A 17759-nucleotide genomic window follows, 5' to 3' on the forward strand; every position below is an offset into this window, starting at 1 on the left:
ATACCACGAATTTCACAATCATCGGGAGTCCGGCATGGCCTTCAACAGCATCGAAGAAATCATCGAAGATTATCGCCTCGGCAAAATGGTCCTGCTGGTGGATGACGAAGACCGCGAAAACGAGGGCGACCTGCTGCTGGCCGCTGACCGTTGCACGCCCGAGGCGATCAGCTTCATGGCGCGTGAAGCGCGCGGTTTGATCTGCCTGACCCTGACTGACGATCATTGCCAGCGCCTCGGTCTGGAGCAGATGGTGCCGAGCAATGGCAGCGTGTTCAGCACGGCGTTTACCGTCTCCATTGAAGCAGCAGTTGGCGTGACTACCGGAATTTCCGCCGCCGACCGTGCTTGCACAGTGGCTGCCGCTGTCGCGCCGAACGCCTGCGCGCAGGATCTGGTGCAACCCGGCCACATCTTCCCGCTGCGCGCCAAGGAAGGTGGCGTGCTCACCCGCGCCGGGCACACCGAGGCCGGTTGCGATCTGGCGCGACTGGCGGGTTTTACTCCGGCCTCGGTAATCGTCGAAGTGATGAACGACGACGGCACCATGGCTCGCCGCCCGGATCTGGAAGTATTCGCGCGCAAACACGGGATCAAGATCGGCACCATTGCCGACCTGATCCACTATCGCCTGAGCACCGAGCACACCATCGAACGCATCGGCGAGCGCGAGCTGCCGACGGTGCATGGGACTTTCCGTCTGATCACCTTCGAGGATCGCATAGAGGGCGGCGTGCACATGGCGATGGTCATGGGCGAGCTGCGCCGCGAGGAACCGACGCTGGTGCGCGTGCATGTGATCGATCCGTTGCGTGATCTGGTCGGCGCTGACTACAGCGGGCCGAGCAACTGGACGTTGTGGGCAGCGCTGCAACGAGTCGCGGCCGAGGGTCATGGCGTGGTTGTGGTGCTGGCCAATCATGAGTCTTCCCAGGCGCTGCTGGAGCGCGTGCCGCAATTGACCCAGCCGCCACGGCAGTTCAGTCGCTCACAATCGCGGATCTATTCTGAAGTGGGCACGGGAGCGCGGATCTTGCAGAACCTGGGAGTCGGCAAACTGCGCCACCTCGGTCCGCCGCTCAAATATGCCGGATTGACTGGCTACGATCTGGAAGTGGTCGAGAGCATTCCCTTCAGCGAATAACCCACAGAAATCGGTGATCCCCTGGGATGAAAAACCCAGATAGCCGGTAAGGCAAAACCCTTGCACAAAGTTTGGAATACCATAATATGATATTCCATAGACCGGATGACCTGAAAAACCGTCCGGCTACTGCTCCCGACAGGCGGGCAACAACGCAAGCCCGCTCAAAAACACAACAATGAGGGCGTGAACATGGTGTTGAACAAAGCTGCAACCGCGATCTTTTTCGCGGGACTGCTCAGCGTAACCGGCCAGACCGCGATGGCCACCGAGAGCGTGAATTTTGTCAGCTGGGGCGGTAGCACCCAGGATGCGCAAAAACAGGCCTGGGCCGATCCGTTCAGCAAGGCCAGCGGCATCACCGTCGTGCAGGACGGGCCGACCGACTACGGCAAACTCAAAGCCATGGTCGAGAGCGGCAACGTGCAGTGGGACGTGGTCGATGTCGAAGCCGATTTCGCCCTGCGTGCCGCCGCTGAAGGCCTGCTCGAACCCCTCGATTTCAACGTCATTCAGCGCGACAAGATCGACCCGCGTTTCGTCAGCGATCACGGCGTCGGCTCGTTCTTCTTCTCCTTCGTGCTCGGCTACAACGAGGGCAAACTCGGCGCCAACAAGCCGCAGGACTGGAGCGCCCTGTTCGACACCAAAACCTTTCCCGGCAAACGCGCCCTCTACAAATGGCCAAGCCCCGGCGTACTGGAACTGGCCCTGCTCGCTGACGGTGTAGCAGCGGACAAGCTCTACCCGCTGGACCTGGATCGCGCCTTCAAGAAACTCGACACGATCAAGAAAGACATCGTCTGGTGGGGCGGCGGCGCGCAGTCGCAGCAGTTGCTGGCCAGCGGTGAAGCGAGCATGGGTCAGTTCTGGAACGGTCGCGTCCACGCACTGCAAGAAGACGGCGCACCGGTCGGCGTGAGCTGGAAACAGAACCTGGTCATGGCCGATATTCTGGTGATTCCAAAGGGTTCGAAAAACAAGGACGCGGCGATGAAGTTTCTGGCCAACGCCAGCAGTGCCAAAGGCCAGGCCGACTTCTCCAACCTGACCGCTTACGCCCCGGTCAACCTCGACAGCGTGGCGCGTCTGGACTCGACGCTGGCCCCGAACCTGCCGACTGCCTACGCTAAGGATCAGATCACTCTTGATTTCGCGTACTGGGCCAAGAACGGTCCGGCCATCGCGACACGGTGGAACGAATGGCTGGTCAAATGAAAATGGCGGCCACGGCGTCCCGTCCCTCCACTGCCACCGGGAGCGCAGCGAGCGCTGCCGGTTCGGCCTCAGGCAAGGCGAGTGCAATGGCGCAAGCCCCGTCCCTCAGACAACGCTGGCGCGGCGCCGGTAATCTGCTGCTGGCACTGCTGTTCCTCGGCCTGTTCTTTCTCGCGCCGTTGATTGGCTTGCTGTTGCGCGGTGTGCTCGAACCTGTGCCTGGCCTTGGCAACTACGAACAACTGTTCGCCAACTCGGCCTATGCACGAGTGCTGCTCAACACCTTCTCGGTGGCGGGGCTGGTGACGCTGTTCAGCCTGCTGCTGGGCTTTCCGCTGGCCTGGGCAATTACCCTGGTGCCGCGGGGTTGGGGTCGCTGGATCCTCAACATTGTGCTGCTGTCGATGTGGACCAGCCTGCTCGCCCGCACCTATTCATGGCTGGTGCTGCTGCAGGCCTCGGGCGTGATCAACAAAGCCTTGATGGCGATGGGCGTCATCGATCAGCCGCTGGAAATGGTGCACAACCTGACCGGCGTGGTGATCGGCATGAGCTACATCATGATTCCGTTCATCGTGCTGCCGTTGCAGGCGACCATGCAGGCCATCGACCCGATGATTCTGCAGGCCGGATCGATCTGCGGCGCGAGTCCGTGGACCAACTTCTTCCGGGTATTCCTGCCGCTGTGTCGGCCGGGGCTGGCGTCCGGCGGGTTGATGGTGTTCGTCATGTCGCTCGGGTACTACGTCACCCCGGCGCTGCTCGGCGGGGCGCAGAACATGATGCTGCCGGAGTTCATCATTCAGCAGGTGCAATCGTTCCTCAACTGGGGCCTGGCAAGTGCCGGCGCCGCGTTGCTGATCGCGATCACATTGGTGCTGTTCTACTTCTACCTGAAGCTGCAACCGGAATCCCCGGTTGGCGCCAGCAACGCGAGGTAAGCCGAGATGCTCCTGACACCCAATGCCATGAGCCGCCGGATGCGTTTCGGCCTCTACGCCACCACTGGCCTGATCGGCGTGTTCCTGCTGTTGCCAATCGTGTTCATCGTGCTGCTGTCATTCGGCTCGTCGCAGTGGCTGGTGTTTCCGCCGCCGGGCTGGACGCTGAAATGGTACGTCCAGTTCTTCTCCAATCCCGACTGGATGAGCGCAGCCCTGGCTAGCCTCAAGGTCGCAGTGCTGACGACGATTTTCGCCGTGGCCCTCGGTTTGCCGACTGCGTTTGCGCTGGTGCGCGGACGTTTCCCAGGCCGGGAAATGCTCTACGCGCTGTTCACCCTGCCGATGATCGTGCCGCTGGTGATCATCGCCGTGGCGGTGTACGCGCTGTTCCTCAAGCTTGGCTACACCGGGACCATGTTCGCCTTCGTCGTCAGCCATGTGATCGTTGCGCTGCCGTTCACCATCATCTCGATCATCAACTCGCTGAAGCTGTTCGATCAGTCGATTGAAGATGCAGCGGTGATCTGCGGCGCGTCACGCCTGCAAGCGGTGTTCAAGGTGACGTTCCCGGCGATCCGTCCGGGCATGGTCGCCGGCGCCCTCTTCGCTTTCCTGATTTCGTGGGATGAAGTGGTGCTCAGCGTGATGATGGCCAGCCCGACCCTGCAAACCCTTCCCGTAAAAATGTGGACCACCCTGCGCCAGGATTTGACTCCGGTGATCGCCGTCGCTTCGACGCTGCTGATCGCCCTGTCGGTGCTGGTGATGGTGATCGCCGCCGCCCTGCGCCGGCGCAATGAAATCAGCGCCTGAGGCCTGAGGAGTACGACATGAGTGCCGTGATCAAAGACCCATCCCAGCAGAACGACCAACCCCTCGTCAGCCTGCGCAATCTGAACAAGCACTACGGCGACTTTGCCGCCGTGGACGACATCTCGCTGGACATCAAGGACGGCGAATTCCTGACCTTCCTCGGCTCCAGCGGCTCAGGCAAAAGCACCACGCTGTCGATGCTCGCCGGCTTCGAAACGCCGAGCAGCGGCGAGATCCTCGTCAACGGCCAGTCGCTGGTCAATGTCCCGCCGCACAAGCGCGACATCGGCATGGTGTTCCAGCGTTATTCGCTGTTCCCGCATCTGTCGGTGCGCGACAACATCGCGTTCCCGCTGGCGATCCGCAAACTTGCCACTGCTGAACGTGAGAAGCGTGTCGACGCCATGCTGAAACTGGTGCAGCTCGAACAATTCGCCCATCGCCGCCCTTCGCAGCTGTCCGGCGGCCAACAACAACGCGTGGCCATCGCCCGCGCGTTGGTCTACGAACCACGCATTCTGCTGATGGACGAACCGCTCGGCGCGCTGGACAAGAAGCTGCGCGAAGACTTGCAGGATGAACTGCGCCAACTGCATCGGCGTCTGGGCATCACCATCGTTTACGTGACCCACGATCAAGAAGAAGCCATGCGTTTATCCCAGCGCATCGCGATTTTCAGTCACGGCAAGATTGTCGGTTTGGGCAGCGGTTACGACCTGTACCAGAATCCGCCGAATGCGTTTGTCGCCTCGTTTCTGGGCAACTCGAATTTCCTCAAGCTCAAAGCGCAGGGCAATGCGGCGGCGGATTTTGAAGGGCAGCCGTTGTCGATCCGCCTCACGGCTGGCTTGCGGACCGATCAGGATGTGTTGCTGATGGTGCGCCCTGAGAAAGCTGTGGCGTTGAGCGCGCAGCAGGCGATCGATCAGCCGTTGGCGGCGGGCTGGAATGAGGTGTCGGCCAAGGTGGTTGAGGTGTTGTTTCTGGGTGAGAGCCAGACGTGCAGTGTGGTGACTTCGGGGGGGACTTCGATGACGGTGAAGGCGCTGTCGGCGGCGGGGATGCCGTTGCAGGCTGGGGATGCGGTGCAGGTGCGGTGGGCGACGGCGGATGCTTGCGTGTACACCGAATGGAGCGAAAGCGATCTAAACAAAGCGGCCGGCGCGCACTGACGCACATCCACCAAACACGATCCAACTGTAGGAGCTGCCGAAGGCTGCGATCTTTTGACTTTGATCTTTAGAAACAAGATCAAAAGATCGCAGCCTTCGGCAGCTCCTACAGGGGGTTTGTGGTGTTCAGTTGATTGGGGCGAAGCCTTCGATCTGATCCGGCCAAACCGTCAACACTTCAAACCCATCCTCCGTCACCGCCACCATGTGCTCCCACTGCGCCGACAGTGACATATCCTTGGTCACCACCGTCCAGCCATCCGCCAGACTTTTCACATGGCGCTTGCCAGCGTTGAGCATCGGCTCGATGGTGAAAATCATCCCCGCTTTCAGCTTCAACCCCTGATCCGGAAAACCGTAATGCAGCACCTGCGGCTCGTCGTGATAGACCTTGCCGATCCCGTGCCCGCAATACTCGCGCACCACACTGAAACCTTCCTTCTCGGCCAGGCTCTGGATCGCATGACCGATGTCCCCCAAGGTCGCGCCCGGTCGCACCACGCGGATGCCGGCGCACATCGCTTCGTAAGTGGTTCTGATCAGATGCTGCGCTTCAGGCGTGGCCTCGCCCACCACGTACATGCGACTGGTATCGCCGAACCAGCCGTCCTTGATCACCGCGATGTCGAGGTTGACGATGTCGCCATCCTTCAACACCCGGCCCGATGGAATGCCGTGGCACACCACTTCGTTGACCGACGCGCAGACGGTTTTCGGGAAGCCGTGATAACCGACGTTGGCCGGCACCGCTTTCTGCACATTGACGATGTAGTCATTGCACAGTTGATCGAGATAATCGGTCGTCACGCCAGCCTTGACGTGCGGCACCAGCATCGCCAGCACTTCGGCCGCCAGTTTGCCGGCTGCGCGCGATTGCGCGATGTCGGCCGGGGTGTTGATTTTGATCGGGTTTTTCATGCCTTGGCGCCTTCCTGAAGCGAGATTTCCTGCGCAGCATCCGCCAGCGCACACAGTTGTTGCAGATCGAGCCCGCCGGCCTGTTCCGCACGAATCAGCAAACGGCAGATCGCGTGGTGATCCAGATTCGGGTGCAGCTCGGCGAGCATGCCGATGCGCATCCAGTGCTCGGCCTGCGCGTTGATCGAGCGGCTGAGCGCGTTGCTGGAGATGCGCAGATTTTCGTGCATCTCCTCGGAAATTTTTACGATGCCCACAAGTGTTACTCGATATGAAATGTATATGGATCGTATATTAGCCAAGGTTGACGAAAGATTGCAAATCCGCCGCCGCGCGGACGTTTTCAGTTCTATGGTTAGAACGAAATAGCCGGATATACGGCGCGACTTCGGTTGCGGCGGGTGACAGGCGGGCTTATGTTGCTCGCGAGATTTTTCCGCGATCGGAACGCGATAAATCACCACACACAATGAGGTGACAAAGATGTCGAAGGATTCACGCCCTGCCGTACTTGGGCTGATAGGCAATACCCCGTTGGTTCGCGTGACCCGGTTTGATACCGGCCTGTGCACGCTGTTCCTGAAACTCGAATCGCAAAACCCCGGCGGTTCGATCAAGGACCGTATCGGTCTGGCAATGATCGACGCCGCTGAACGCGATGGTCGCCTGACTCCCGGCGGCACCATCGTCGAAGCCACCGCCGGCAACACCGGTCTGGGCCTGGCTTTGGTCGGTCGCGCCAAAGGCTACCGTGTAGTGCTGGTGGTGCCGGACAAAATGTCTACCGAAAAGGTGTTGCACCTCAAGGCGATGGGCGCCGAAGTGCACATCACTCGCTCGGACGTCGGCAAGGGTCATCCCGAGTATTACCAGGATGTCGCCGCGCGTTTGGCCAAGGACATTCCCGGCGCGTTTTTCGCCGACCAGTTCAACAACCCGGCCAACCCGCTGGCCCACGAATGCAGCACCGCGCCGGAAATCTGGGCGCAAACTGAACACGATCTGGACGCCATCGTCGTTGGCGTGGGCTCTGCCGGCACGCTGACCGGGCTGACGCGATTCTTCCAGCGCGTACAACCGGATCTGGAAATGGTCCTGGCGGACCCGGTCGGTTCGGTGATGGCTGAATACAGCCGCAGCGGCGACATCGGCACTGCCGGTTCGTGGGCAGTCGAAGGCATTGGCGAGGATTTCATTCCCTCGATTGCCGACCTGTCCAGCGTGCGCCACGCCTATTCGATCAGCGACGAAGAGAGCTTCGATCACGCCCGCCAATTGCTGCGCGCCGAAGGCATTCTCGGCGGCTCGTCGACCGGCACGCTGTTCGCCGCTGCGCTGCGTTATTGCCGCGAACAGACCGTGCCGAAACGCGTGGTGAGCTTTGTCTGCGACACCGGCACGCGTTATTTATCGAAGGTCTACAACGACCAATGGATGACCGATCAAGGCCTGCTGCAACGCAAGGGCTACGGCGACCTGCGCGACCTGATCGCGCGCCGTTTCGAAGACGGCAAAGTGGTCAGCGTAGGCCCGGACGATACGCTGTTGACCGCATTCCAGCGCATGCGCCTGGCCGATGTCTCGCAACTGCCGGTGCTGGTTGATGGCAAGCGACTGGTCGGTGTGATTGACGAATCGGACATCCTGTTGCGTGTGCACGAAGACGCTGAGCGTTTCAGCCAGACCGTCTCCAGCGCCATGACCGAAAAATTGCAAACCCTCGCCCCGGACGCCTCGCTGGCCGAGCTCAAAGCCGTGCTCAGCCGCGGTCTGGTGGCAATCATCGCCGACAAATCGGGCTTCCATGGCCTGATCACCCACGTCGACATGCTCAACCAATTACGGAGATCCCTCGCATGAGTCAGCACGACAAGAACGCCCCGGCGCAGGGTTTCGCCACCCGCGTGATTCACGCCGGGCAGACCCCTGACCCGACCACCGGCGCGCTGATGCCGCCGATCTACGCCAACTCGACGTATCTGCAAGACAGCCCTGGCGTGCACAAAGGTTTCGACTACGGCCGCTCGCACAACCCGACGCGCTTTGCGCTGGAGCGTTGCGTGGCGGATCTGGAGGGCGGCACTCAGGCGTTCGCTTTCGCTTCCGGGCTGGCGACGATTTCCACCGTGCTGGAACTGCTCGATGCCGGTTCGCACATCGTTTCCGGCAATGACTTGTACGGCGGCACTTTCCGCCTGTTCGACAAGGTCCGTCAGCGCAGCGCCGGGCACCGCTTCAGCTTTGTTGATCTGGCAGACCTGTCGGCTTTCGAAGCCTCGTTACAGGACGACACGCGCATGGTCATGGTCGAGACCCCGACCAACCCTTTGCTGAGCCTGTCCGACCTCGCCGCCATCGCCCGCATCTGCCGTGCGCGCGGGATCATCTGCGTGGCCGACAACACCTTCGCCAGCCCATGGATTCAGCGTCCGCTGGAACTGGGTTTCGACATCGTGCTGCACTCGACCACCAAGTATTTGAACGGCCACTCCGACGTGATCGGCGGCATCGCGGTAGTTGGCGACAATCCCGAACTGGCCGAGCGTCTGGGATTCTTGCAGAACGCCGTTGGCGCAATCGCCGGCCCGTTCGACGCATTCCTGACTCTGCGCGGCGTGAAAACTCTGGCGCTGCGCATGGAACGCCATTGCAGCAACGCACTGGATCTGGCGCGCTGGCTGGAGCAGCAGCCGCAGGTCAAGCGTGTTTACTATCCGGGGCTGGAATCGCATCCACAGCACGCATTGGCCAAGCGTCAGATGCGTGGTTTCGGCGGGATGATTTCTCTCGATCTGAACAGCGATCTGGCCGGTGCGCGCCGCTTCCTCGAGAACGTGCAGATCTTCGCGTTGGCCGAAAGTCTCGGCGGCGTGGAGAGCCTGATCGAGCATCCGGCGATCATGACCCACGCGACCATTCCGGCCGAAACCCGTGCCAAGCTCGGCATCGGTGATGGTCTGGTGCGTCTGTCGGTGGGCGTGGAAGACGTAGAAGATCTGCGCGCCGATCTGGCCCAGGCGCTGGCGACAATCTAAACCTGCAAAAACGTCAAAGCCCGCAAATGCGGGCTTTGGTGTTTGAGTAGGCGGCCAGTGCTGGTCTCTGGCTTACGAGGTTTATCGGGACTCCCACAACAGGCACCAATCAATCAATTTTGCTTCCATCCGGGCTCTGCTGCTTCACACGGCATAAGGGCTGGATCTCAGCGCGGAGATCTTTCTAACCGTGTCCCCTTCGGAGCGCGCCCCACGCGCCCTCGCTATCCGCTTGCGCATCAGTCTGCGTCTTCGCCTACATCATTGAGCTTAGTAAAAGCTCCGAGATTCGCCTGCGCGTTTTTAGACTGATTTCCTTCTAGCGCTGGCGGCCAAGGAAGTGAACCGACTATCGCAACTGCTTCAACGATGAGGATGCACAGTCAGCGCAACCAGCTTCACCACAATCGGCCGAACCACGAGAATGCACAGAAATGCCACGGGCATGGCGAGCTTGTACGCGTGCAGCGCATTGCCAAGGTAATCGCCCTCGATTCCGGAGTTGGCCGCGGTAATCACCAGCGACATCAGGAACGCCATGATCGTCGCCATATACAGCGCAAACACGTAAGGCGTCGCGCGGGACGAAAGCTTGCGTTGAAGTAGGAATGCAGTTTTCGAGGTATCAGTCGAATTCATGTCAGGCCCTGATGATCTTGTATTGATAAGTGCCAGGCACCTTACCAACTTGAAAAACCGGCAACTAGACGCTTATCCGTGAGTGCTTTATAAACGGTTTCTTACGAATGCCATGACCTGACGGAAGCGCAATGAATCTGCTTGGAGCAATCGAAAGTTTCATCAAAGTAGTCGAAGCAGGCTCCATCGTCGGCGCCGCGAAACAGCTCGGCGTCAGCGCTGCGGCCGTCAGCCAGACCATCACCCGCCTCGAAACCCACCTCAATACGCGGTTGCTGCAACGCACTACGCGCAGCATGGCGCTCACCGAAAACGGCACGTTGTACTACGAGAAAGTCAGACGCATTGCCCATGATCTGGAATCGGCGCAATGCGCAATCAGCAGCACGCAAGCGCAACTTCAGGGACGTCTTTGTATCGCCTCGACTTCGGCATTCGGTCGGCATGTATTGGCGTCGGTGATTGCGGGGTTCGCTGAAAAGCATCCGCAACTGATGCTGGAGCTTTCAACCACCGACCGCAAAATCAACCACATTCAGGATGGTATTGATCTGAGCCTGCGGATCAAGCCGCAGCTTGAGGATGCCATCGTCGCGCGCCAGGTTGCATCGGTGCCGTTCATCGTCTGCGCGGCGCCTGCTTATCTGCAACGCTCAGGCCGACCGCAGATACCTGAAGACTTGCACAGGCACGCGTGCCTGGCGTTCCGCTACCCGCTGGACGGACGTTTTCTGCGCTGGGGATTTGTCCGCGACGGACAGCGCTTCGATGCTCCGATCAATGCGACTGCAATCAGTGACGACATCGATGCACTGGCGCAGATGGCGATTCATGGCGCAGGCATCACACGGCTGGCTGAATTCGTGGCGGCGCCCTATATCGAAAGCGGCCAACTCGTCGCACTGTTCGAGCAGCGCGACGCGTCAACCTACGCCCATGCCGAGCCGCTCGATATCTATGCCTGCGTGCAGGATCGCGAGGCGATGACGCCCAAGGCCCGGGCGTTCATCGATTACTTGATTGAGCGTTTGCAAACGCGCTGGCCAGGCTACAACGTTTAGCCGGGGCTACATCAAGGATCGACCTGAGCCATCAGTTCCGGCACCGACTCCTGCCGTTGCGCATAACGCTGCGCCAACACCGCACAGACCATCAATTGAATCTGATGGAACAGCATCAGCGGCAGAATCAGCACGCCAATGGTCGCGCCGCCGAACAATACCTGAGCCATCGGTACACCGGTCGCCAGGCTCTTTTTCGAGCCACAGAACAGAATCGTGATGCGGTCTTCCAGATTGAAACCGAACGCCTTGCCCAGCAGCGTTGATGCCAGCAACACCAGCGCGAGCAGAATGCAGCACGCGAGCACCAACCCGAGCAATTCCAGAACAGGAATCTGATGCCAGATGCCTTCGTTTACCGCCTCGCTGAATGCGCCGTATACCACCAGCAGAATCGAACCCTGATCGACGAATTTCAGCCAGTTCTTGTTGCGCCCGACCCACGCGCCGATCCAGCGCCGGGCGATCTGGCCGACAATGAATGGCAGCAGTAATTGCACGCTGATTTTCAGGATCGCATCGAGGGTCGAACCGCCGTCACCGTGTACGTCCAGCAGCAAGGTCACCAGCAACGGCGTGAGGAAAATCCCGAACAGACTCGATGCCGCCGCACTGCAAATCGCCGCCGGAATATTGCCGCGCGCCAGCGAAGTGAACGCGATAGCCGATTGCACCGTAGCCGGCAGCGCGCACAGATAAAGCATGCCCATATACAGGTTGTCGCCGACCATCGGCGCGAGCAGCGGTTTGAGCGCCAGCCCCAGCAGCGGAAACAGGACGAAGGTCAGGCTGAACACCAGCAAATGCAGACGCCAGTGACCGGCGCCGGCGATGATCGATTCGCGCGACAGCTTCGCGCCGTGCAGGAAAAACAATAGCGCGATGGCGAGGTTGGTCAGCCAGCCGAAGCCGACCGCGACCTGGCCGCTGGCCGGCAGGAAGCTGGCCAGCAGCACCACGCCGATCAGGGTCAGGGTGAAGTTGTCGGGCAGGAATCTGGGGCGGTTCATGGTTTGCTCATCCGGGGGTTGCCAGTACGTGAAAGCGACTCTAACGTGCTTGAGAATTACCGACTAACGCCGAAGAGCCCGCAGATGCCGCCTAAAGGACACGACAAGAGCGTCAGACGCAGCATTCCCGGGTTGCCAAGCCTGCCGCGTCCACTGTATGGGCGCACCGAATCGCTGCCCAATCGCGCCCTGACCCGCCGTCATAGTCATCCGTGGGTGCAGTTGTCTTATGCGATTCAAGGTGTGCTCGAAGTGCAGACCGCCGCCGGCCGCTTCGTCGCGCCGCCGGAGCGTGCGGTGTGGATTCCGGCGGGCATGCCGCACCGGGTGTTCAGCTCGCCGCACACTGAAATGCGCAGCCTGTACATCGATTGCAGCGTGTCGGGATGGGCGCTCGAGCGTTGCCATGTACTGGGGGTCAGTGACCTGTTGCGCGAGTTGATCCGAGCCTTCAGTCAGGTGCCGGTGGAGTACGAGCAAAACGGCCCGCACGGGCGTCTGGCGCAGGTGATTCTCGATCAACTGGCCGACGCTCCGCAGATCGATCTGATGTTGCCGCTGCCGCAAGATGCGCGTTTGCGGCAGATCTATCAGAGCCTGGAGCAGCATCCGGAACAACCGACCACGCTCAGCCATTGGGCGCAAAAGTTTGACGTGACAGAGAAAACCCTCAGCCGGTTGTTCCTGCGTGACACCGGTCTGACCTTCCGCGCATGGCGCCAGCGCTTGCGTTTGCTCGGCGCACTGACGCCACTGGAAAAAGGTGAACGCGTCACCGACGTGGCTCTGGCCTGCGGTTACGATTCAACTTCGGCATTCATCGCCGCGTTCCGCCAGCAGTTCGGTGAGACACCCGGAGAATTTTTCCGATGAAATTACCGATATTTATCGACTTTGCACATGCCATTCGGCAGAGTTCCGGGTAGAGTCTTACCATCAATAATTTTTTACATCGTTTGCCATTGATTAACCCTTTGAGAACCCTTCGGCGGTAATCACATGATTGAAGTCACTGAAGTTTCCATTGCCCAACTGCGCTCAGCGCTCGAATCCGGCCAGACCACGGCGGTCGAGCTGGTGCAGGCTTACCTCGCCAGAATCGACGCCTACGACGGCGCAGACACCGCCACTGCGTTGAACGCGGTGGTCGTGCGTAACCCCGAAGCGTTGCAAGAAGCGCAGGCCTCGGATGCTCGTCGCGCCAAAGGTAAAACCCTCGGTCCGCTGGACGGCATTCCCTACACCGCCAAGGATAGCTACCTGGTCAAAGGCCTGACCGCTGCGTCCGGAAGCCCGGCATTTGTCGATCTTGTGGCTCAGCGTGACGCCTTCACCATCGAGCGCCTGCGCGCGGCCGGAGCGATCTGTCTGGGCAAGACCAACATGCCACCGATGGCAAATGGCGGCATGCAGCGCGGCGTCTATGGCCGGGCCGAGAGCCCGTACAACGCTGACTACCTGACTGCACCGTTTGCCTCCGGCTCGTCGAATGGCGCCGGCACTGCCACTGCGGCGAGTTTCTCGGCATTTGGTCTGGCCGAAGAAACCTGGTCCAGCGGTCGCGGTCCGGCGTCTAACAACGGCTTGTGCGCCTACACGCCGTCACGCGGGGTGATCTCGGTGCGCGGCAACTGGCCGCTGACGCCCACCATGGACGTGGTCGTGCCGTACGCGCGCACCATGGCGGATTTGCTCGAAGTGCTCGACGTGGTCGTCGCGGAAGACCCCGACACTCGGGGCGATCTGTGGCGCCTGCAACCATGGGTGCCGATCCCGAGCGTTGCGTCAGTGCGCCCGGCTTCATACGCCGCGCTGGCGGTCAGCAGCGAATCCCTGGCCGGCAAGCGCCTGGGCGTGCCGCGCATGTACATCAACGCTGACCCCGAGGCTGGCACTAGTGAGGAACCGGGCATTGGTGGCCCGACCGGGCAGCGCATCAACACCCGCGCCTCGGTGATCGATCTGTGGAAACAGGCTCGCGCAGCATTGGAAGCTGCCGGCGCCGAAGTCATCGAAGTCGATTTCCCGCTGGTTTCCAACTGCGAAGGCGATCGTCCCGGTGCACCGACCGTGTTCAATCGCGGCATCGTCTCCAAAGAGTTTATGCACCATGAACTTTGGGATCTGTCGGCATGGGCGTTCGATGAATTCCTGCAAGCCAACGGTGATCCGCAGCTCAATCGTCTGGTGGATGTCGACGGGCCGAAAATCTTCCCGCACGACCCTGGCACCCTGCCCAACCGTGAAGGCGATCTGGCCGCCGGCATGGACGAATATGTGCGCATGGCCGAGCGCGGCATTACGCCGTGGGACCAGATCCCGACGCTGCCCGACGGCCTGCGCGGCCTCGAACACACGCGCAAGATCGACCTCGAAGACTGGATAGATCGCCTCGGCCTCGACGCCGTGCTGTTCCCGACCAACGCCGACGTCGGCCCGGCGGACGCCGATGTGAATCCGGCCTCGGCAGACATCGCCTGGAGCAACGGCGTCTGGGTGGCCAACGGCAACCTCGCGATTCGCCACCTCGGCGTGCCAACCGTGACCGTGCCAATGGGCGTGATGGCCGATATCGGCATGCCGGTCGGGCTGACGTTTGCCGGGCGCGCTTATGATGATTCGGAGTTGCTGCGTTTGGCTTCGGCGTTCGAATCTACCGGCTCGAAACGCCTGGTGCCCCCGCGTACACCACCGCTGAGAACGTAAAGCACCTACAGGAAGTCCCGACGGCGATACTTCGTTTTTTACGAAGAGTCGGGCAAAAATAAACGATTTTTCCTTGCAGCAAACTCGCGGCTAGCATGGCCCCGTCTACCCCAAAACAAAAACCGGGAGAACGCCATGCAGCCCATCAACATCGGCGAACCATGGATGTGGTGTGCCTTCATCATTTTCATCCTCGCCATGCTCGCCGTGGACTTGTTCGTCTTCGGCGGCCGCAAAGCCCACCGCGTGTCAGTGCGCGAAGCGTCGAGCTGGGTCATCGCATGGTGCATGCTTGCGCTGGCCTTCGCCGGGTTGCTCTGGTGGTATCTGAATAGCGAATTCGGTCCTGAAATTGCACAACAGAAAACCCTGGAATTCCTCACCGGTTATTTGATCGAGCAATCGCTGTCGATCGACAACATGTTCGTCTTCGTGATGATCTTCGGCTATTTCGCCGTGCCACCGGAGCTGCAACGCCGGGTGCTGCTGTACGGCGTGCTCGGGGCGATCGTGATGCGCGCGGCAATGATCTTCGCCGGGGTCTGGCTGGTCTCGCAGTTTGCGTGGTTGTTGTATGTGTTCGGTGCGTTTTTGATCATCACCGGGATCAAGATGCTGGTGTTCGCTGACCAGCAACCGGATCTGGATAACAACCCGTTATTGCGCTGGGTGCGTGGGCATCTGCGCATCACCAAGGGCTTTCATGGTGAACGGTTTTTTGTGCGTCAGAACGGCGTGCGCTGGGCCACGCCGATGTTTCTGGTGCTGGTGCTGATCGAGGCCAGTGACTTGATGTTCGCGGTTGACAGCATCCCGGCGATCTTCGCCGTCACCACTGACCCGTTCATTGTTTTCACCTCGAACATCTTCGCGATCATGGGCCTGCGCGCGCTGTATTTTCTGCTGGCGGACATGGCAGACCGGTTTCACCTGCTCAAATATGGGCTGGCGCTGGTGCTGGTATTTATTGGCGGGAAAATGACACTGATGCCGTGGTTTCACATGCCGGTGGAATGGTCTCTGGCGGTGGTCGGCGGGGTGATTTTGTTGTCAGTGGCGCTGAGCCTGATCCTCACCCGCAAAGACCAGGCACAGTCCGATTAACCCGAAAGGCGCGCTGCTCAGTTACCGGATTTGATACTGGTCCAGACCCGCGTCCTTACGCGTTCCATTTTCTGCGGCAGCGGCTGCACCACGTACAAGGTTTTCAGCGCCTCACTGGTCGGCGTCAGGTTCGGGTTGCCGGTGATTTCCTTGTTGATCAGACCCATCGAATCCTTGTTCGCGTTCGGGTAGCCAAGGAAGTCACTGATCGAAGCGATGACCTTCGGATCGAGCAGGTTGTTGAGGAATTCATGCGCCTCGGTCACGTTCTTCGCACTCTTGGGAATGGCAAACGTATCGAACCAGATCGGCGCGCCTTCTTTCGGCAAACGCCAGTCGACCACCACGCCATTGCCCGCCTCTTTGGCGCGGTTGGCGAATTGGTAGAAGCTGCCGGAGTAACCGATGGCCACGCAGATATCACCGTTGGCGATGTCAGTCATGTATTTCGCCGAGTTGAAGTAAGTCACGTACGGGCGGACTTTGAGCATCAGCGCTTTGGCCTTCTCGTAGTCAGCGGGGTTCTGGCTGTTCGGGTCGAGTCCCAGATAATGCAGGGCCAGCGGCAGGATTTCCGACGGCGAATCAAGCATCGCCACGCCGCAGGATTTGAGCTTCTCCATGTTCTCCGGTTTAAACACCAGATCCCAACTGTCCACCGGCGCATTCTCGCCCAGCACAGCCTTGACCTTGGCCGGGTTGAAGCCAATCAGCACGGTGCCGTACATGTACGGCACGCCGTACTGGTTGCCGGGGTCGTTGGTGTCGAGCAGTTTGAGCAGCGCCGGATCCTGGTGACTCCAGTTTGGCAGTTTGGATTTGTCGAGTTTCTGGAACACGCCGGCCTTGATCTGCGTGTCGAGGAACTGGTTCGACGGCACCACCAAGTCGTAGCCGGAGTTACCGGTCAGCAGCTTGGCTTCCAGGGATTCGTTGGTGTCGAAGGTGTCCCAAGTCACTTTGATGTCGCTTTTCGCCGCGAAGTCCTTGGGCACCGCCGGCAGAATGTAATCGGCCCAGTTGTACACCCGCAGTTCGCGCTGTTCGGCCTGTACGGTGCTGGCCAGCAGCGTCAGCCCACAGACAGTGGCGCCCAGAATGCGTTTCATCGTGACCATGGTGTTTCCCCGAATGCGACGTGAGTTCGATGGTTTTTATGTTCTGTACACGGCAGTGGCTGTAACGGTAGCCAAGGGCAAAGCGCGCAAGCGTCAAATATTTTTAGTGTGTTGCGGTAGTTTCGATTCTTGCCGACGTCGGGGTTCGATCACAGTGGTTGGTTGGCCAAAAGGGGATCGAAATGGCCAATCTGCGTGACCGTCGGGATACGCAAACGACGCTGATCGCTTCATCGAAAAAGCCCTTGCAATCGATGTATTACGGTATACCATCAGACCTACAAATCTCATAAAAACCCGTTTCAACGCACTCGAGGATTGCTCAATGATCGATGCTGCCGTCTACAAACAAGTCATGGGTTCGTTCCCGTCCGGCGTAACCGTCATCACCACCCTGGATGACGACGGTCAGATCGTCGGCCTCACCGCCAGCGCGTTCAGTTCGCTGTCGATGGACCCGGCGCTGGTGCTGTTCTGCCCCAACTACAGCTCCGACTCCTACCCGGTCCTGATCAAGAACAAACGCTTTGCCATTCACGTGCTGTCCGGCAGTCAGCAAGGCGAAGCCTATGCCTTCGCGCGTAAAGGAAAAGACAAGGCGCAGGGCATCGAGTGGACGCTGAGCGATCTGGGCAATCCGATCCTCGCCAATGCGACGGCTATCATCGAGTGTGAGTTGTGGCGTGAATATGAAGGCGGCGACCACGCCATCATGGTCGGCGCCGTGAAGAACCTGATCGTGCCTCAGCAGAGCCACGGCCCGCTGGTGTATTGCCACGGCAAGATGGGCGCCCTGCCCCTCGTTGCCTGATCCAAGCGATTGCCAGACAACCAGGCCCGCACACGACCGGCCGATAACAAAAGATTTGAGGTAGCG

17 protein-coding genes are annotated in these 17759 nt (G+C 60.0%); 12 read left to right on the forward strand and 5 right to left on the reverse strand.

The window, feature by feature from the left end; all coding sequences use genetic code 11:
* Positions 1-34 precede the first annotated feature (34 nt).
* The 5 genes from ribBA to ACOI8A_RS01615 all read left to right on the forward strand — a co-directional run bounded on the left by ribBA (position 35) and on the right by ACOI8A_RS01615 (position 5291).
* Positions 35-1144, forward strand: coding sequence for a bifunctional 3,4-dihydroxy-2-butanone-4-phosphate synthase/GTP cyclohydrolase II (gene ribBA / locus ACOI8A_RS01595; protein ID WP_420649705.1), 1110 nt, complete (start codon positions 35-37; stop codon positions 1142-1144).
* A gap of 192 nt (positions 1145-1336) precedes the next feature.
* Positions 1337-2362, forward strand: coding sequence for an ABC transporter substrate-binding protein (locus ACOI8A_RS01600; protein ID WP_420649704.1), 1026 nt, complete (start codon positions 1337-1339; stop codon positions 2360-2362).
* Positions 2359-3303, forward strand: a complete 945-nt coding sequence (locus tag ACOI8A_RS01605; RefSeq protein ID WP_420649778.1) for an ABC transporter permease — start codon at positions 2359-2361, stop codon at positions 3301-3303. Before ACOI8A_RS01600 ends, ACOI8A_RS01605 begins: the two co-directional genes overlap by 4 nt.
* A gap of 6 nt (positions 3304-3309) precedes the next feature.
* Positions 3310-4119 carry an ABC transporter permease gene (locus tag ACOI8A_RS01610; RefSeq protein ID WP_420649703.1) on the forward strand — a complete coding sequence of 270 codons (810 nt, stop codon included), beginning with the start codon at positions 3310-3312 and terminating at the stop codon, positions 4117-4119.
* Between the two features lie 17 nt (positions 4120-4136).
* Positions 4137-5291, forward strand: a complete 1155-nt coding sequence (locus tag ACOI8A_RS01615; RefSeq protein WP_420649702.1) for an ABC transporter ATP-binding protein — start codon at positions 4137-4139, stop codon at positions 5289-5291.
* A 126-nt stretch (positions 5292-5417) separates the two neighbouring features.
* Here ACOI8A_RS01615 and map read toward each other — a convergent pair whose 3' ends face one another.
* Together map and ACOI8A_RS01625 are read right to left on the reverse strand one after the other, a co-directional pair.
* Positions 5418-6209: a type I methionyl aminopeptidase gene (map, locus tag ACOI8A_RS01620; protein WP_420649701.1), complete on the reverse strand. Its 792-nt coding sequence runs from the start codon at positions 6207-6209 to the stop codon at positions 5418-5420.
* Positions 6206-6466: a ParD-like family protein gene (locus tag ACOI8A_RS01625; RefSeq protein ID WP_420649700.1), complete on the reverse strand. Its 261-nt coding sequence runs from the start codon at positions 6464-6466 to the stop codon at positions 6206-6208. The genes map and ACOI8A_RS01625 overlap by 4 nt, the downstream gene beginning before the upstream one ends.
* A 226-nt stretch (positions 6467-6692) precedes the next feature.
* Here ACOI8A_RS01625 and ACOI8A_RS01630 point away from each other — a divergent pair, with 226 nt between their 5' ends.
* On the forward strand, positions 6693-8069 hold the full coding sequence (locus tag ACOI8A_RS01630; RefSeq protein WP_420651251.1) for a pyridoxal-phosphate dependent enzyme: 1377 nt from the start codon (positions 6693-6695) through the stop codon (positions 8067-8069).
* Positions 8066-9244, forward strand: coding sequence for a cystathionine gamma-synthase (locus ACOI8A_RS01635; protein WP_420649698.1), 1179 nt, complete (start codon positions 8066-8068; stop codon positions 9242-9244). Before ACOI8A_RS01630 ends, ACOI8A_RS01635 begins: the two co-directional genes overlap by 4 nt.
* A gap of 363 nt (positions 9245-9607) precedes the next feature.
* Here ACOI8A_RS01635 and ACOI8A_RS01640 read toward each other — a convergent pair whose 3' ends face one another.
* On the reverse strand, positions 9608-9883 hold the full coding sequence (locus tag ACOI8A_RS01640) for a DUF2798 domain-containing protein (RefSeq protein WP_420649697.1): 276 nt from the start codon (positions 9881-9883) through the stop codon (positions 9608-9610).
* Between the two features lie 131 nt (positions 9884-10014).
* Here ACOI8A_RS01640 and ACOI8A_RS01645 point away from each other — a divergent pair, with 131 nt between their 5' ends.
* The gene (locus ACOI8A_RS01645) at positions 10015-10944 is read left to right on the forward strand and encodes a LysR family transcriptional regulator (RefSeq protein WP_420649696.1); all 930 of its coding nucleotides are present in this window, start codon (positions 10015-10017) and stop codon (positions 10942-10944) included.
* An 11-nt stretch (positions 10945-10955) separates the two neighbouring features.
* Here ACOI8A_RS01645 and ACOI8A_RS01650 read toward each other — a convergent pair whose 3' ends face one another.
* Positions 10956-11954 carry a bile acid:sodium symporter family protein gene (locus tag ACOI8A_RS01650; protein ID WP_420649695.1) on the reverse strand — a complete coding sequence of 333 codons (999 nt, stop codon included), beginning with the start codon at positions 11952-11954 and terminating at the stop codon, positions 10956-10958.
* An 84-nt stretch (positions 11955-12038) separates the two neighbouring features.
* Between ACOI8A_RS01650 and ACOI8A_RS01655 the strand changes: the two genes are divergently transcribed.
* The 3 genes from ACOI8A_RS01655 (at position 12039) to ACOI8A_RS01665 (ending at position 15764) form a co-directional block, all read left to right on the forward strand.
* Complete coding sequence (locus ACOI8A_RS01655; protein WP_420649694.1) at positions 12039-12827, forward strand: AraC family transcriptional regulator; 789 nt, start codon at positions 12039-12041, stop codon at positions 12825-12827.
* Positions 12828-12953: 126 nt separating this feature from the next.
* Positions 12954-14660, forward strand: a complete 1707-nt coding sequence (locus tag ACOI8A_RS01660) for an amidase (RefSeq protein ID WP_420649693.1) — start codon at positions 12954-12956, stop codon at positions 14658-14660.
* A 135-nt stretch (positions 14661-14795) separates the two neighbouring features.
* Positions 14796-15764 carry a TerC family protein gene (locus tag ACOI8A_RS01665; RefSeq protein WP_420649692.1) on the forward strand — a complete coding sequence of 323 codons (969 nt, stop codon included), beginning with the start codon at positions 14796-14798 and terminating at the stop codon, positions 15762-15764.
* 17 nt (positions 15765-15781) lie between these two features.
* On the opposite strand, the gene ACOI8A_RS01670 is transcribed toward ACOI8A_RS01665, so the two are convergent.
* A complete protein-coding gene (locus ACOI8A_RS01670) occupies positions 15782-16882 on the reverse strand; it encodes a polyamine ABC transporter substrate-binding protein (RefSeq protein WP_420649691.1) in 1101 nt (366 codons plus the stop codon).
* 325 nt (positions 16883-17207) lie between these two features.
* On the opposite strand from ACOI8A_RS01670, the gene ACOI8A_RS01675 reads away from it, so the two are divergent.
* A complete protein-coding gene (locus ACOI8A_RS01675; protein ID WP_420649690.1) occupies positions 17208-17693 on the forward strand; it encodes a flavin reductase family protein in 486 nt (161 codons plus the stop codon).
* Positions 17694-17759: the final 66 nt, after the last annotated feature.

The sequence above is a fragment of the Pseudomonas sp. P4795 genome, from assembly GCF_048822895.1.
Classification (GTDB): domain Bacteria; phylum Pseudomonadota; class Gammaproteobacteria; order Pseudomonadales; family Pseudomonadaceae; genus Aquipseudomonas.

Coding starts and splice junctions, on each gene's coding strand:
- ACOI8A_RS01610 (WP_420649703.1), top strand. CDS start 3,310: ATGCTCCTGACACCCAATGCCATGAGCCGCCGGATGCGTTTCGGCCTC.
- ACOI8A_RS01665 (WP_420649692.1), top strand. CDS start 14,796: ATGCAGCCCATCAACATCGGCGAACCATGGATGTGGTGTGCCTTCATC.
- ACOI8A_RS01655 (WP_420649694.1), top strand. CDS start 12,039: ATGCCGCCTAAAGGACACGACAAGAGCGTCAGACGCAGCATTCCCGGG.
- ACOI8A_RS01645 (WP_420649696.1), top strand. CDS start 10,015: ATGAATCTGCTTGGAGCAATCGAAAGTTTCATCAAAGTAGTCGAAGCA.
- ACOI8A_RS01600 (WP_420649704.1), top strand. CDS start 1,337: ATGGTGTTGAACAAAGCTGCAACCGCGATCTTTTTCGCGGGACTGCTC.
- ACOI8A_RS01630 (WP_420651251.1), top strand. CDS start 6,693: ATGTCGAAGGATTCACGCCCTGCCGTACTTGGGCTGATAGGCAATACC.
- ACOI8A_RS01650 (WP_420649695.1), bottom strand. CDS start 11,954: ATGAACCGCCCCAGATTCCTGCCCGACAACTTCACCCTGACCCTGATC.
- ACOI8A_RS01640 (WP_420649697.1), bottom strand. CDS start 9,883: ATGAATTCGACTGATACCTCGAAAACTGCATTCCTACTTCAACGCAAG.
- ACOI8A_RS01615 (WP_420649702.1), top strand. CDS start 4,137: ATGAGTGCCGTGATCAAAGACCCATCCCAGCAGAACGACCAACCCCTC.
- map (WP_420649701.1), bottom strand. CDS start 6,209: ATGAAAAACCCGATCAAAATCAACACCCCGGCCGACATCGCGCAATCG.
- ACOI8A_RS01670 (WP_420649691.1), bottom strand. CDS start 16,882: ATGGTCACGATGAAACGCATTCTGGGCGCCACTGTCTGTGGGCTGACG.
- ACOI8A_RS01660 (WP_420649693.1), top strand. CDS start 12,954: ATGATTGAAGTCACTGAAGTTTCCATTGCCCAACTGCGCTCAGCGCTC.
- ACOI8A_RS01675 (WP_420649690.1), top strand. CDS start 17,208: ATGATCGATGCTGCCGTCTACAAACAAGTCATGGGTTCGTTCCCGTCC.
- ribBA (WP_420649705.1), top strand. CDS start 35: ATGGCCTTCAACAGCATCGAAGAAATCATCGAAGATTATCGCCTCGGC.
- ACOI8A_RS01635 (WP_420649698.1), top strand. CDS start 8,066: ATGAGTCAGCACGACAAGAACGCCCCGGCGCAGGGTTTCGCCACCCGC.
- ACOI8A_RS01605 (WP_420649778.1), top strand. CDS start 2,359: ATGAAAATGGCGGCCACGGCGTCCCGTCCCTCCACTGCCACCGGGAGC.